The following is a 15,716-nucleotide window of genomic DNA, read 5'->3' as shown; positions in this document are numbered from 1 at the left end:
TTACCTTGGTGGGTATAGGGCTAGGGATCAATTTTTAATTGATCTGTAGCCATATACATTGGCATTTAAAAATTCGGGATAAAGTTTTTAGCTTTGCAGATACTGTAAATCTCGCAACAACTCACTCTGCAAAATCTGCGGCAATTGTTCGAATACAATCACTTGTTGCTCAGGATTGTGTAGCTCCAGCGAATACAGCTTATGACGCAAGGTTTTATCGGCGATGGCCAGCGAGTAGGGGGGATCGAACCGCAGAGTAGCCACTCCACTGCCATTTCCTGGGCGCCGGTAGCTAGCAATATCACCGCTAAAATTGTCGCCCTTTTCCCAGCCCCGGCTTTCCAGCCCGCGCAATGCATTAGTCGGTACGGCTTTATCCAAGGCCTGCGTGAGTGCACTGGCTGGATCGTCGCTGCGGAATACTTCGCGCCCGAGCTGGGCAAAGGGCTGGATGATTTCGTAATCGGCAAAGAGCTGGCTGAGTGCGGCCAGCATGACCTCGTCCAGTTCCAATGGGTGCGGCAGGCCAATGACCGCATCGGCGGGTAGTGTGAGAGCGTTGTCCGCAGCATCGGTGAAACCGAGGTCTTCTGCGACGCGGAACACCTGTTGCAATTGCTCGTCTTGATAAAGACCCCACGCCAGCCGACGCGTCACATGGCGCAGGAGCGGATGTTGCACCAGCGTGCTTTCAAAAATTTCGCGCTGCCAGCGCCGCTGTTCGCACATGGCCCGCTCCAATCGTTTCAGGCTCTGGTCGGCCAGTGCCTTCACATCGCGCTTGAGCGCCTTGAACTGCTTTTGGGCTTGCTCGGCACGATACTCATTGTCGCTGCTGTTGGGTTTGGGCAAGTCGGCCAGCCGCACACCTTCATGATTAAAAACCACAGGTTTGAGCTGTTCGTCAAAGCCGGCGCGGAACTGGCGCGGGCCAAAATCCAGGTCCAGCCCGCCTGCAGCATCCAGCCCCAGATCGGGCGTAATACGCTCGGCCAGCTCGTCCGGCGTCAGGCCGGCGTTATCGGCCAGTTCCTGCATTTTTTGCTGGGCAGCCAGTTGCAGTGGCTTGGATTTGACTTTCTGGCCGATGCCGTTCAGTTGTAGCAAGGCATAGTTGCTACCAATCCGCACCAATACATCCAGCCCGCTTTGCGCGCGCGCCAGCAGGCCTTCGGTCGGCCAGGTGCGAATTAGCGGTACTAGCTGGCGCACGGTTTCATCGTTGCCCAGCAGGCCCAGCGCAGTAAAAGCCCAGTTGTCCTTGGCGGGCGCACCGGCGTATTGCCATTGCTGAAATGCCTGCCAGACAAATGCGGCCAGACTGTCGCGCTGGCAGGCCGCTTTGACTTGTTCGATGCCGGGGTAAACGCCTTCGGATGACGGAAAGCGCAGCATGGTGCCCAGGTGTTCCAGTGCCGAATCCGGCAGCGGTGTGCCATCGAGCAGCAGCGGGCGCGGGCAGGCTTGCGGCGCCCAGAAAGACGGCGCTTTGCTGATTCTGGCTGGGAAGCAATCGAGCGGATCAGCATTCAGCATGGCCTGCACAGCCTGATCGACTTCCTTCTGCCCATAGCGGGCCGCAACCTGGCGGATCAGCTCGGCGTGACCTTGATCGGCCAGCATGCGCAGTACGGTGGTGGCGGTATCGCGGGCAGTACCGGCTTTGCCTAGTGCCGCCGGTAACAGGCCGGTAATGGCGTGTTCGGGAAATTTCAGCAGCCAGTTGCGGGCGTTGGTACGTACGGTTTTTTGTTTGAGATACGCTTGCGCAATGGCCGGAGCCAATGCCGCCCAGCCGAAATGCTGCGCAATGGCAATACCGCTTTCGGTGCGACGCTCAACGGCCACCAGCAAACCCTGCAGCCCTTTCAAGCCGACTTTCGCCATAAAGAAATAGTCGGTGAAATAATCGTAAGCAGCCAAGGTCGGCCAAACCGCTTGTGCGATGCCCTCTGGCAACAGTAGCAGGCAGTAGGAATGCGGGAATGTTTGGCGGCTGAGATCGGACGCTTTATAGGCTAGATAGGCGGCGCATAAACCAGCGGCATCGTTGGCGGCGATCGCTTGGCGAGCGGGTTCGACAAAGGCTTGATATTGCTGCATGCGCTCAGCACTCTGGCTGCCATAAAAGGAGCCCAACAAGACCTCTGCTAGCCTTTCTGGTGTTTTGCTGATGGCGTTCAGATTGGACTGACGTGCAGAAATCACCCTTTCGCGCTGGCCTTCTTCCCAATGCTCCACCGGCTCAAGTGGCAATATGTCCAACACCAGCGGCGAAATGGCGGCTTTCTTTTTCTTGTTGAGCCAAGGCGGCGAAACCAGTACCGCAGGCAGGCTGCTGGCTTGCGGATCGGGTGCGGCGGTCTGGGGGTCTTGCTCGGGTGCTGGTTCTGCGGTCGTGCTGTTGATGGCGGAGGCGTTTGCGGCTTGCTGAGCCAGTTCGGTCTGCAGCTCGTTAAGCACTTCCTGGGCTGCCGGCTCCAGCCATGCCTGCAGCTCGCACACAGCATCCGCATGCTTGTGCAGTAGTGGTGTGAGCAGTGTATGGTAGCGAGCCTTGTCATGTCGTCCGGCCTTGACGAGTAAAGTAGCTAGCGCTGCAGTTGCTGCCATCGGCCAGCGCTCGCAAGCTTTGGCCAGACGCTGGTATTTGGCCTTGCCGCCGTCGGCGGCATGCTGGATCAAGGCCTGAATCGCCTCGGGCGTACCAATGCGCGCCAGCATGTCGGCGACGCCTTCATTGCCAACAAAATAGGTTAATAAAACAGCGGCATTTGCACCGTGCTGCTGAATGACGGTACTGGCAAATTGCTGCTGATAAGTCCACCAAAAACCATAGCCATCGTTGTTGCGACTATTGCTGATGACCCGTTGCTGTTCTTCCGTGCTGATTGTGACGGCGGCCAGCCAGCTCAGGGTGCGACTATCCGTGGGCAATGTGCCGGCGATGTGCTGGGCGAGGTCCGGATACTCCGGCAACAGTAGTGCGAGGAGGATGCGACGTTCCGGGTGAAGCTGTGGCGCTGCAGTGAGTAATTGAGTGAGTGCTAAAGCGCGTTCTGCATCGCTGGCCTGGGCCAGTGCAGAGCGGAAAACCCACTCGCCGCCCGAGAATTGCTCCGAACCGTTGAGCGTTTCGGTGATAGACCGGTTAATACAGAGGGTGTAACTGAGTCGTTGCGAGTACTGGTTGATTTGAACCAGCTTGCTTTTGCTGATGTCATCCGCGTTTTTTTCAATATTCAGTTGCTCTGCAGCCAATAAAATATCCAGAGCCGAGTTGATGCCATATTGCGCGATCAAGTACCGGCCTAGTGGTAAGGCATCACTGGCATAAAAGTCATTTGAACTGCAGATTGCAAACAGGGCAGCTTCCGACGGCAGGCTGCCTTCCCGCTGCCGATTTTGTGCGCGGTAGATGGCTTCTTCGCAGGCGGCGCGGGTAGCATCATCCAGTTCGTTTAACACCCATTCACTGACTAATTGACCATTCAAATCCGGATCGAGTGACGCGGCAAACGCCTGCCATTCGGTATCGGCATCCAGTTGCAAAGGCTCGCCCGGATTGGCACGATTGGGCAGAGCATATGCTCGCATGGCCTTGGTCAGGTCTACCGGGTTTTTTTTCAACCAAGGCGCGATGCCATTTGGTGTGTTGCAGCTCAGATTGCCAGCCGTTCCGATGTCATCACGTTGCATGGTTTTGCTCCTTGGTGTTTTAGTACTCAGTTTTTTTAGTTTGATTGTGCCTTAGGGTATTGCCATGCAGCCAATGCAAATCAAGCTCTACATGGCAATACCCATCTAGTTAACCCACCAGCATTTCCATGTCGCGGATCAGCTCGCTGGCGGTGATCGGGTCCAGCGTGGCGAAGGCTTCGTTGCTGTCCTGGTGCCAGCCACTGGTTTTTTTGGCGATGACCAGCTCTTGCAGTTTCTGTTCGGGGTATTCGTCGGTCATGCCGACGATGATGCCCGGATCGAAGGTGAGCTCGATCAGGCGGCCGTCGCCGATCTCCTTGGTGTAATACCAGATGCCGCCGCCGTCCTGCGCTTCACCGCGTCGCCAGCCGCGATGGCTCAGGCCGAAAATCTTGCCGGTGGGAACCACGCGGTCTTTCCAGCGCAGCAGTTTGGCTTCGGCGGCTTCTTGTGCCTTGAGGCTGTGTTTGTCTCTGCCCAGCTGGGCAAAGGGCTGCAGCAGCTCGTAGTCGGCAAAGAGCTGGGCAAAGGCTGCGCCATCGTCGGCGGGCATTTCCAGCGCGTGCGGCAGGCCGATGCGGATTTCGCCTGCGGGCAGGGTGAATTCATCGTCGTTGGCATCGGTGTAGCTGCCATCTTCGGCGACGCGGAAAGTGGCTTGCAGCTCGCCGCCATAGCGGCCTTCACCCGCCAGCGTGTATACGCCCCAGACCAGCCGCTGCACCAGATGGCGCACCAGCGGATGCGTGGCGAGGAACTGGACAAACACGTCCACCGGCCAGCGGCGGCGCGTACACATGGCGACTTCCAGCCTTTGCACTTGCTGGCTGGCGACGGTTTTGGCGTCTTTTTTCAGCTGCTTGTAGGTGTCGACTGCGGCCTTGGCCAGCTCGGCATCGTCCTTGGCGTTGGGCTTGGGTAGATCTTTCAGGCGCACGCCATCGGTATCGCGCACATAGGGTTTGAGTGTTTCATCAAAGCCGACGATAAATTGCCGGGGGCCAAAATCCAGCTGCAGCGTGCCCATTTCGTCCAGCCCCAGATCCGGCGCCAGGCGGTCTTCCAGCTCTTCGGTGGTGAGCTCGCGGGCTTCGGCAATGGCGGCGATTTTCTCGCGGGCGCGATCCTGCAAACCTTTGAATTTCACCTTCTGTGCAATGCCGTTGAGCAGCATCAGCGCCACATCGCTGCCGATGGTGGCCAGTACATCCAGCCCGGCCACGGCGCGGGCGTGCTGCGCCTCACCCGGCCAGGCGCGGATCAGTGGATTGAGCTTACGCGCCGTGTCGTCAGTGCCCAAGAGGCCAAGCGCGCTAAACGCCCAGTTTTCTTTTGATGGTGCCGCGGCAAATAGCCACTGGTTAAAGCCATCCCAGGCAAAATCGGCCAGTGATTGTGGCTGGCAGGCGGCTTTGACCTGCTCGATGCCGGGGTAAATGCCCTCGGTGGTCGGAAAGCGCAGCATGCAGCCCAGATGTTCCAGCGCGCTATCGGGCAGCGCCTTGCCATTGAGCAACACCGGGCGGCGGCAGCCTTGCGGCTGCCAGAATGCGGGGTTTTTGCCGATTTTGGCGGGGTAGCGGTCCAGCGGGTCTTCGTCGAGTACGGCTTGCAAGGCGTTGAGCACATCGGCGCGCTCATAGCGCTGTGCAACCGTGCGCATCAACGCCGCGTGGCCGTGGCTGGCCAGCAGGCGCAGTGCTGTGCCTGCGCAATCGCGCGCTTCGCCAGCTTTGCCCAAGGCATTGGGGAGCAGGCCGGTGATGGCATGCTCGGGGTAGGCCAGCAGCCATTCGCGCGCGCTGGCGCGGGCGGTTTTCAGCTTGACATAGGCGCGGGCGATGGCAGGGGCGAGCGCAGACCAGCCGTAATGCATGGCAAGCGGGATTTCCGCGGCGGGGCGCTGCTGCACGCAGGCCAGCAGGCCGTCGAGCGCCTTCAAGCCGTAGGTGGCCATAAAGAAGCTGCAACGATAGCTGTCATCCACGGCAAAGCTTGGCCAGACCTGCAGCGCCATCGCTTCGGGCAGCAGCGTCAGATAGCGGGTATCGGCACTCATCCAGTAGCTCAGTTTGGCCGCTTTGTAGTTTTTCCACGCCTCAATCAGGCTTGCGCCATTGTGCTGTTGCAGCGCATGGACTGCACTTTGCAAAATGCCCTGGAATGCCTTGCGGTTTTCGCTTTGCTGATGGCTTACCCGGCCAAAGCCCAGCTCGTCGGCCAAGGCTGTGGCATCTTTGGCCGCCTCTTCAAATCGCTTGGCCTGCCATTCGTGGACTGCTCGTGCTTGTTCTTTTTCGTCCTCAGCCCATTGCTCAACGGGCGGCAATGGCAATACGTCCAGCTCCAGCGCGGCGATGGCGGCTTTTTTCTTGCTTAGCCACGGCGGGGAGACCAGCACACGCGGCAGCTCGTCGGTGCTGGCCACGTCGGTCGGGCTGGTAAAGCGCGCCAGCAGCTCACTAATCTGTCCTTGTGCCGCAGCGCTAAGCCAGTGCCAGACCTGCTCGAGCGCCGCAGGGTGGGCTTGCGCCAGCGTGGTCAGCGTGGCTGAAAATAGCCCTGCATCCTTGCCGCTGTGAATCAGCAGCTCGGCAATCGCAGGAATAGCGGCCAGCGGCCAGCGCTGGCTGGCGCTGACAAAGCGCGCCTGATTAGCTTTGCTTTGGCTCGCCACTTTGGCCAGTGCAGTGATGGCTTCGGGCGTGCCGATGCGGGCGATCATGTCGGCGATGGTGTCGTGATGAATCAACGCTTCCAGCAGCGCAACGGCTTCGTCGCCATGCTGCTGAATCACGGTGGCCGGAAAATCGGCATAGTAGCCATACCAGTGGCCATTGCTGGCCTGACGCACGGCTTTGCGCGCTTGCGCCGAGGTCACCACGGTGGCCAGCATGGTGAGACTCTGGCCGCTATTGGCCAGCTCCAGCGCCATGCTGTTGGCAAACTCGGGGCATTCGGGCAAGAGCGCAGCCAGCAGCACTCGCCGCGCTGGGTGGATCAGTGGCGCTGCGGCCTGCAGGCGTTCGGCTGCAGCTTGCCAGTCGCTCTCGCTGGCTTGTGCCAGCGCCGTGCGATACAGCATTTCGCCCGGGCAAAAGCGCTCGCCATGAATCAGCGTTCCGTCTACTTGCCGGCTTAGTGTCAGGCGTGTGACGCGTTGCGAGTAATCCCAATCGCGCTCAACGTGGATTTGTTCGGCTTCGATCAGAATATCAATCGCGCCCAGCAAGCCGTAGTGGCCAAGCAGATAACGCACCAGCGCGATGGCATTGCCGCCCAGCGCCATCCGATAAAAACAGCTGGCATTGCAGCTAAATGCCAGTAATACGGCGTCCGATTGCGGGCTGCCATGGCGTTCTGCCTTGCGGATACGCTCAAATGCTTCGTTGCAGGCGCTGGCAAAAGCGGTGCCGCTTTCCTGAACATCCATCGCCAGTTTTTCGCGATCTTCACCTTCGTCTTCCAGGCTGCTGGCAAACTCCTGCCAGGCTTGTTCGGGATCGATGTTGAGTGGCTGGCCGGGGTTTTGCCGGTTTGGATGCGCCGCTTGCCGCATTTCCGGCGTGAGGGCGATGTATTCAATACTGAGCCACGGCGGGGTGCTGCCACGCTCGGGCTGGGATGGCGGAGTTGCTGCTTGCGGGGCAGCGATGTTGACGGTGATGGATTTTTCAGTAGCTTGCTCAGGGGTATCTTGCTGTAGCTCTTTCTTGATATTGTTTACAGCTATATCCCCGGTGTGGGTATAGCCTTTGCCGGTTTTTTCCTTGATCAGCTTTTCCATCGCGGTGCTGGCCTTGTCGGCGCTGGCAAAGTCTTTGGTCTGGCTTTGGCCGTTGGTGCCGATACGGCCCCAGCGGATATTGAGCTGCAGTCCGTCTTGCTCGATTTCCCAGAATTTGCTCGAGTTTCCTTCCGTATATTCATACCGTTGCATGGCGCGCGCCCCCAGAATTTGCAGGCGCTCATCATGTCATATTGCCCATGTTTCACGTAAGGAATTTGTGGCTTTGCTGTGCGTGAGCCCACAGTGGCCGCTTGCGCTTTGTGATAATGACTCTATTGGCCGAGGGACTGGAAGGGTTCTGGATGGATTCTGGTGCTGTGAGTGATGGCGCTGGGCTTGGACGGGCTGAAACAGCACGTCCAAGCACCCGCTTCACAGACTAGAGTGGCGCTTGCGCCGGAAACAGGCTGTGCCAGAGCACCTCTACGGCTTGTATATCCAGCGCGATGGCGTTGATGTGCTCCAGCTTGAGCTCCTTGCCATTGAGCCGGTGGCGATGTTGCAGGCGGCGCAATTCCCGATAAGCCGTTCGTGCGTGCTCGGCACTGGCGGTACTGATCAGCTGGTGCTGCGCGGCAACATCCAGCAGCGCGATATTGCCCGCGTTGGCCGTCAGCGCGGGCAGGTGGCGCGAGTGCGCCAGAATCAGAAACTGCACGATAAATTCAATATCCACAATCCCGCCGCGCCGGTGTTTGACATCGTGAGCTAGCGCCGGATGCGTTTCGAGCATTTTATTGCGCATCTTGAGCACTTCGGCCTGCAAGGCGCTGACATCGCGCTCCCGGCACAGAATCTGGTGGCGGATGGCTTCAAATTGCTGGCCCACCTGCGCATCGCCTGCGCAATAGCGCGCGCGGGTGATGGCCTGATGCTCCCACACCCAGGCCGAGTGGTGCTGGTATTCGGTAAATGCTTCAACCGTCGAAACCAACAGGCCGGACGAGCCATTGGGGCGCAGGCGCAAGTCGATGTCATACAGTTGGCCAGCCGAAGTCATCGAAGTGAGCCAGTTGACGATGCGCTTGGCCAACCGAGCGTAGATGTCGGCGGCGTTGGGGTGATCGTCGTCATAGAGGTAGACAATATCCAGATCGGAGGCAAAGCCCAGCTCTTTGCCGCCCAGCTTGCCGTAGCCAATGATGGCAAAGCGGTGCGTGTCGCGGTGCTTATTGGGCAAATCCTGCCACGCTTGTTCCAGCGCCACATTGAGGATCAGGTCGGCCAGATCGGATAAATGGTCGGATAATTTTTCCAGCGGCAGCAGCTCGGCCAGGTCTTGCGACACCAGACGGAAAATCTGCGAGTGCTGGAAATGGCGCAGGCTGTCCATCCGGGCTTCCACATCGCCCGCCTGCTCGTTCATCTGCTCGCGCAGCAGGCGGCCCAGCTTGTCCCAGTCCGGTGCCTGATGCAGCAGGCGCACGTCGAGCAATTCGTCGAGCAGGATCGGGTGGCGGGTCAGGTATTCGGATACCCAGGGGCTGGCGCTGTAGAGGCTGGCCAGCCGTTTGAGCGTTTGCGGGTGCTCGGCCAGCAAGGCCAGGTAGGATTCGCGGCGGCTGATGGCGTCCAGCAGATCAAGCAGGCGCATCAGCGTGGCGTCCGGGTTGTCAAATTGCGCGGTGCAGCTGATCAGATTGGGCAGAATGCTGTCCAGGCGGCGGCGGCAACGATCGGGCATTTGCCGGTATTTGCCGCTGTCCTGCATATTGGACAAGCGCCGCTGGATTTCTTCCGGCTGGCTGTAGCCTAGCTGGGCATACAGTGGGGTATTGCCCTCTGCGAAAGCATCAATGGCTGCTTCAGGCTTATCCCCTTGGGGGGTATTTTGCTCCGGCTGCAGAAAGATTTCTTCAAAATGCTGGTTCACCTGTGCGCGATGCGCGTCCAGCGCGGCGCGGAACTGCGTCCAGTCGGTAAAACCCATGCTCAGCGCAAGGCGTTGCTGGTCATCTTCAGCACCGGGCAGCATCTGCGTTTGCGCGTCGTCCAGATACATGATGCGGTGCTCGACATCGCGCAGAAAAACATACGCCGCTTGCAATTGGCTCACCACGTCTGCGGGTAGCAGGCCTTGCTCGGCCAGCTGCTGCAGAATCTGCTGCGTGGCGCGTGAGCGTAATGTCTTGTTACGCCCCCCCCGTATTAGCTGGAACACCTGTCCGATAAACTCGATTTCACGGATACCCCCTGGGCCCAGCTTGACGTTGTCGAGCCGGTCTTTGCGCTCCACCTCGCGGCGAATCTGGCTGTGCAGCTCGCGCATGGATTGGTAGGCGCCGTAATCGAGGTATTTGCGATAGACAAAAGGCATCACCAGCTCCATAAGCCCGGCCATGCCTTGCTCGTCGCCTGTGAGCGCGCGCCCCTTGATCCATGCGTAGCGCTCCCATTCGCGGCCTTGTGTGAGCAGATAGTTTTCCAGCGCGGCAAAGCTGCTGACCAGCGGGCCTGAATCGCCAAACGGGCGCAGGCGCATATCGACGCGGAACACAAAACCATTGGCGTCGGTGTCGCCGATCAGCCGGATCAGCCGTTTGCCAATATTCACAAAATACTCGTGATTGCTGATTTTGCGCCGCCCGTTGGTTTCGCCGTCTTCGGGATAGATAAAAATCAGGTCGATGTCGGACGAGACATTGAGCTCGCGCCCGCCCAGCTTGCCCATGCCGACGACGATCAGCTTTTGCACGCTGCCACTCTCTTCGCCAATCGGCTCACCAAAGCGCTCATCGGGCTGGCTCACCCAGTCGAGCGCGACTTCAATCGCCACTTCGGCCAGATCGGAAATGGTGTGCATGGCTTCGGTCAGCGCGGACAAGCCATTGATTTCGCGCACAATCAGCCGCGCCATCACGGCCTGGCGCAAACGGCGCAAAGCCAGCGAGAGCGCTTCGTCGCTATCGACAGGATGGGCGCGCAGGCGCTGTAGCATCTCGCTGCGGCTAAAGGCTTGCGCAGCCGATTGCGCCGTTTCGGCGGCCAGATCAGGGCGACATAAAAACAGACGTTGCAGGTAGCGGCTGTGATTTTGGGCGCTGGCCAGCAGCGGATGTGATTCAACAAGGGTATCGGTCATGGATTTGGCTTTGTTTTTCCCGGTTGTGGCGATGTAAGGCTGCTGAATTTGGCTGCACTTTCAGGTTAAAATGCAGGGATAAATTTCATATCCAATACCGTAGCACAGCTGATGTCCTTTGCGTGCACGGTGTCTTACCCGGAATCCCGATGTCTCTTGCGTTTTTGCGTCAGCTCAAATCCCTGACCGCGCTATTTACCGCCTGGCATCTGCGCTGGCTAAAACGCATTGTGCTGACTGCATTTTTGTTGCTGCTGCTGGCGGCGCTGGCCTGGCAGTTTGTCTTTATCCCGCGCCTCAATAGCTACAAACCCTGGATCGAGCAGCAGTTAAGCCAGAAAGTGGGCGCGACAGTGCAGATTGCCGAGCTACAAGGCAGCTGGCGTGGGATTCGCCCGCAGCTGGCACTGCTGAAGTTTCGCCTCAGCCAGGGCCGCCAAACCCAGAGCAGCCCATCTCAGCGCAGCCCGCTGGAATTTGACCGCATGGAAGGCACGCTGTCGTGGTGGCATTTGCTGGTCGGGCAATTGCGCTTTAGCCATTTGCGCCTGCATGCACCCGAGCTTGATATTGTGCGCCTTGCCAACGGGCAGTGGCAGGTGGCGGGTCTGAAGCTTGATCCGCAGGCCAAAAGCGACGGGCAGTTTTTCAACTGGCTGCTCAATCAGGGCGAGCTGACCATCAGCAATGGCGCGGTACGCCTGCAAGATGAGCAAAACCGTTTTCCGGCGCTGTATGCCGATCGCGTGCAGCTCAATGCTGAAAACTGGTTTGGCAGCCATCAGCTGGTGCTGCGCTTTATGCCACGCCATCTGATGGACAAATCGGGGGTCGGCAAGCAGGTCGATATTCAGGGGCGCCTGAGTGGCGACAATGTTAATACGCTGTCGCAGTGGTCGGGCTGGCTCAAGGTTGTGTTGCCTGCCAGTGATCTATTGCAAGTCAGCCCCTGGCTGTCGCCACTGATGCCGGCTATCGACATGAAGTCGGGTTACGGCGCGCTGGCTTTGACGCTGGAGCTGGACAAAGGTGTGCTCGAAGGACTGGAAGCCGATGTGCAATTGAGCAACTGGCGGCTGCTGCTGCCAGATCAGACCATGCTGAGCTTGCCGCTGTTTGACGGCAAAATGGTCTGGCGTGATCGCAAGCAGCAGCGCACGCTGCAGGTGTACGGCAGACAGATTCAAGGTGAAGGTATTCCGGGTGAGGGGAATCAAGGTAAAGGGCAGGCCTGGTGCGAGCGCTGCGAGCTGGAATATACGCAAACCCCAGAGCGGCAAACCTTGACTGCACGCCGCTGGCAACTGCAGGCATTCAATGCCTATCGGCAGTTTTTGCCCGAACATCTGGCGGCGTATCGCAGCGCGACGCTGGGGGGCTATCTCAAGCAGCTTAGTCTGGAGTGGCCGGGGCAATGGCCCTATGGAAAGGGACGCCAACACAGCCAGCAACCGCAACTCGATACGCTGCAAGTGGACGCCGAAATCAGCCAGTTATCGGTGCAGGGCGTCACCGCTTGGCCTGCAATCGCCGGGCTGGATCTGACGCTGAATCTAGCCCCCAAGGGCGGGCAGCTCAAATTGGGCGGGCAGAATGTGCGGTTTGATTACCCGGCGCAATTTCTGGAGCCGCTGCAATTCGGTCTGCTGCAGGCAGCCGTTGACTGGCGGCGTGAGGGCCAGGGCTGGCAGCTGAACCTGGATGGCTTTAAAGCCGTCAATACCGAGCTTGAGCTGAGTGCGCAGGGGCAATATCGCTGGCCGGGTACCGGCATGGGGCAGGTTGATCTGAACGCGGACATCCGTCGGCTGGCCGCCCAGCGCGTCTACGCCTATCTGCCGCGTGTGCTCTCTGATGAAGTGCTGGTCTGGCTTAAGGGCGGGCTACTGGCTGGCGATGCGCGCAATGGCCGTCTGCTCTGGCGTGGCGATGTGGCGCAGTTTCCGTACACCATGGGCACGCCAGCGGCCAAGGCCGGACAGTTTATGGTGCAGACCGAGGCCAAGGGCGTCACCATCAATTACGCCGACGGCTGGCCGATGATTACACAGGTGGATGGACAGGTACTGATCGACGGTATGCAGCTGACGGTGGCGGCGAATCAGGGACAGATTAGCGGCACGGCGCTGGACCAGGTCAAAGTGACCATTCCCAACCTTGAATACAATCAGCATGTGCTTGTCGATGGCAAGGTGAGCGGGCAAACCGCCGATTTTCTTCGCTATGTGGAAAACAGCCCGGTACGCACTGCCACGCATGGGTTTCTCGATCAGCTCAAGGCGCAAGGCCGCGGCCAGCTTGATCTGCAGCTCGATATTCCGATTGAGGACGTAGAGCAGACCCGCATCAAGGGGCTGTATGCTTTTGACGGCAACCAGCTTGATTTTGGCGACGAGATCCCGGTGCTCAATCAGGCCAAAGGGGCCGTTAGCTTCACCGAAACCAGCATGAAAGTGCAGCCGTCCACCGCTCGGGCTCTGGGCGGCACAGTACAGATGCATGGCGAAACCAATGCCAAGGGCGAGCTGATGCTCAATCTGAAAGGACAGGCCGAGCTTGAGCAGGCTTTGCGGCATTATCTGCCGCCGCTGAGCCCGTGGTTGCAAGGGATGGTGGCGTTTCAGGGGCAGCTGCAAGTGGACGAGGATGATTATGTCTTTAATCTGAATTCGGATTTGCAGGGCGCGCAGAGCCATCTGCCTGTGCCATTAAATAAATCCGCCTCACAGAGCCGGGCATTCCGCCTGAAAGTGGCCGGTGAGCAAAGCGGTTCCCGGCTTGAATTTGCCTACGGCAAAACCTTGCAAGCCGCGCTGTTGCTTCCTGCGGATGCCACACCGGTGCGCGGCCAGATTGTGCTTGGTAGCGAGGGTGAATCCGCAGCCCGATTACCCGTAGTATTACCGCAAAATCAGGGCATCCAGCTCAGTGGCCGCTGGCCGCAGCTCAATCTGGCCGAATGGTTGCCGCTGCAGAGTCAGTGGCTGAAAACGCCCGCCACCGGCAAAAATCCGGGCAGCAAAATGCCCGAATTGCAGGTGCAGCAGCTGGCGTTTGACCAGCTGTATATTGCAGGCCAGCAGCTTGATGAAGTGCGCCTGCAAGGCCAGATCAGCGAGAAAGGCGTGCAGGCCAGCCTGGCCAGCCAGCAGATTGTGGGCGATCTGCACTGGTTGCCGGGGGCCAACCGGCTTGATGTGCAGCTGAGCAAGCTCTGGCTGCCGCTAAAACCCGCTGCAGTCGCGGCCGAGCCGGAAAAACCATCCCGCCTGCTCGCGCGCGGCCCGCTGGCACTGCCCGCTGAGAAAAGCGGTTTAAGCCTGTGGCAATCCTGGCCGGCGCTCAATCTGCAAGCGCAGGATTTTCGTTTTAAAAATGTCGAGCTGGGCACTTTGCGCCTGTCCAGCCAGCCGCAAGGGCGCGGGATTGATTTCAAGGAATTGAGCTTGAGCAATGCCGACGGCCAGATTGCCCTCAATGGGCAATGGTTCCGGCAGGACGGCAGCGAGCGAACGCAAGCCAAGGTAGCGATTGATTCGCCCAATCTGGGCAATTTGCTCAAACGTCTGGGCTACCCCGAGGCCATGAAACAGGCGCCGCTGACGTTTCGCGGCGATGGGCAATGGCGCGGCGCGCCGTGGTCGCCCGATTGGCCAACGGCAGCCGGGCAGATCGAGCTGAATATGGGCGCCGGGCAATTTAGCCAGCTTGATCCCGGCGTGGGGCGATTTATGTCGATTTTAAGCTTACAAGCGCTGCCACGTCGGCTCAAGCTCGACTTTAGCGATGTGTTTAGCGGTGGTTTCGAGTTTGACGAGATTCACGGCACGGCAGTGATCGAGCAGGGCATCGCCAAAACCAATAATCTGAAAATCAACGGCCCAGCGGCCAAAGTGCGCTTTACTGGCGACGCCAATTTTGTCGCTGGTACCCAGCATTTGCGAGTGCGAGTAGTACCCAGCATTGGCGGCGCGGTAGCGCTAGGGGTGGCGGTGGTAAACCCGATTATCGGTCTGGCCACGCTGGCGGCACAGTCGGCGCTGGATAATCCGCTGGGCGAGCTGGTGGCGTATGAATTCCAGATTGACGGCAGCATGGCTGACCCGCAGATCAAGAAAATCGGCGTCAGGCCGGAGCGGCCCTTTTCTAATTAGGACTAATGGGTATATGGCTGCAGATCAATCTAAATATGCTGTGCAGCTTTATACGGTGGTGTGTATATGAATAGTTTAATCGCCTGTGCCATCCAGATGGTGTCCGGTCCGGATGTGGCCAGCAATTTGTCACACGCAGCTCGTCTGATTGCCAGCGCCGCCGCCGCCGGGGCGCAGCTGATTGTCTTGCCGGAATATTTCGCGATCATGGGCCAGAGTGATCGCGACAAGCTGGCGCATCAGGAGCCATATCAATCCGATCATCAAATCGAAAGCCAGGCCGCGCCGCTACAGCATTTTCTGGCCACGCAAGCGCGTGAGCATCAGATCTGGCTGGTCGGCGGCACGATTCCTCTGGTGTCTGGCGAGCCCGATAAAGTCATGAATAGCTGTCTGGCGTTTAACCCCGCGGGCGAATGTGTCGCGCGCTATGACAAAATCCACCTGTTTGGTTTTGCTAATGGGGCCGAATGCTTTACCGAGGCCGATACCATTTGCGCCGGGCAGCAGCCGGTGGCGTTTGACACGCCATTTGGCCGCATCGGGCTGGCTGTTTGCTATGATTTGCGCTTTCCCGAGCTGTTTCGTGCGCTGGATCTGGTCGGCGAGGTGGATATTTGGGTGCTGCCCGCCGCGTTTACCGCCACCACCGGGCGGGCGCACTGGGAAGTGCTGCTGCGTGCGCGCGCGATTGAAAACCAGTGTTTTGTCGTGGCGTCCGGCCAGGGCGGTGTGCACCCGAGCGGGCGCGCCACCTTTGGCCATAGTATGCTGATCGATCCGTGGGGCGTGGTGCTTGATGTGTTGCCCGAAGGTGAAGGGCTGGCGCTCGCCGAGCTCAAAGCCACGCAATTACACAGAGTCAGAACGATATTGCCAGCACTGAAGCATCGTGTGTTTTAATAAGTGAAAAGGCAAAAGTTCTCACGCTGCGTTGCTGTGCCTTGTGTGAAGTTTTTCGCTTAATCACTTCGTCGGACAGATTAAT

At 58.9% G+C, this 15,716-nt stretch carries 5 protein-coding genes; 2 read left to right on the top strand and 3 right to left on the bottom strand.

The window, feature by feature from the left end:
- Positions 1-87 precede the first annotated feature (87 nt).
- The 3 genes from FLS37_RS00310 to glnE all read right to left on the bottom strand — a co-directional run bounded on the left by FLS37_RS00310 (position 88) and on the right by glnE (position 10,574).
- Positions 88-3,699, bottom strand: a complete 3,612-nt coding sequence (locus tag FLS37_RS00310; RefSeq protein WP_157313935.1) for a DUF4132 domain-containing protein — start codon at positions 3,697-3,699, stop codon at positions 88-90.
- Positions 3,700-3,808: 109 nt separating this feature from the next.
- The gene (locus FLS37_RS00305; RefSeq protein WP_157313934.1) at positions 3,809-7,642 is read right to left on the bottom strand and encodes a WGR and DUF4132 domain-containing protein; all 3,834 of its coding nucleotides are present in this window, start codon (positions 7,640-7,642) and stop codon (positions 3,809-3,811) included.
- 229 nt (positions 7,643-7,871) lie between these two features.
- Positions 7,872-10,574, bottom strand: coding sequence for a bifunctional [glutamate--ammonia ligase]-adenylyl-L-tyrosine phosphorylase/[glutamate--ammonia-ligase] adenylyltransferase (gene glnE, locus FLS37_RS00300; RefSeq protein ID WP_157313933.1), 2,703 nt, complete (start codon positions 10,572-10,574; stop codon positions 7,872-7,874).
- 149 nt (positions 10,575-10,723) lie between these two features.
- On the opposite strand from glnE, the gene FLS37_RS00295 reads away from it, so the two are divergent.
- The gene (locus tag FLS37_RS00295; RefSeq protein WP_157313932.1) at positions 10,724-14,728 is read left to right on the top strand and encodes a YhdP family protein; all 4,005 of its coding nucleotides are present in this window, start codon (positions 10,724-10,726) and stop codon (positions 14,726-14,728) included.
- Between the two features lie 66 nt (positions 14,729-14,794).
- The gene (locus FLS37_RS00290; RefSeq protein ID WP_157313931.1) at positions 14,795-15,631 is read left to right on the top strand and encodes a carbon-nitrogen hydrolase family protein; all 837 of its coding nucleotides are present in this window, start codon (positions 14,795-14,797) and stop codon (positions 15,629-15,631) included.
- Positions 15,632-15,716 lie beyond the last annotated feature (85 nt).

It is taken from the genome of Chitinibacter sp. GC72, assembly GCF_009760905.1.
Taxonomy (GTDB): domain Bacteria; phylum Pseudomonadota; class Gammaproteobacteria; order Burkholderiales; family Chitinibacteraceae; genus Chitinibacter.
The sequence above is the reverse complement of the archived record's forward strand: the minus strand, read 5'-3'. Positions and strand labels throughout refer to the sequence as shown.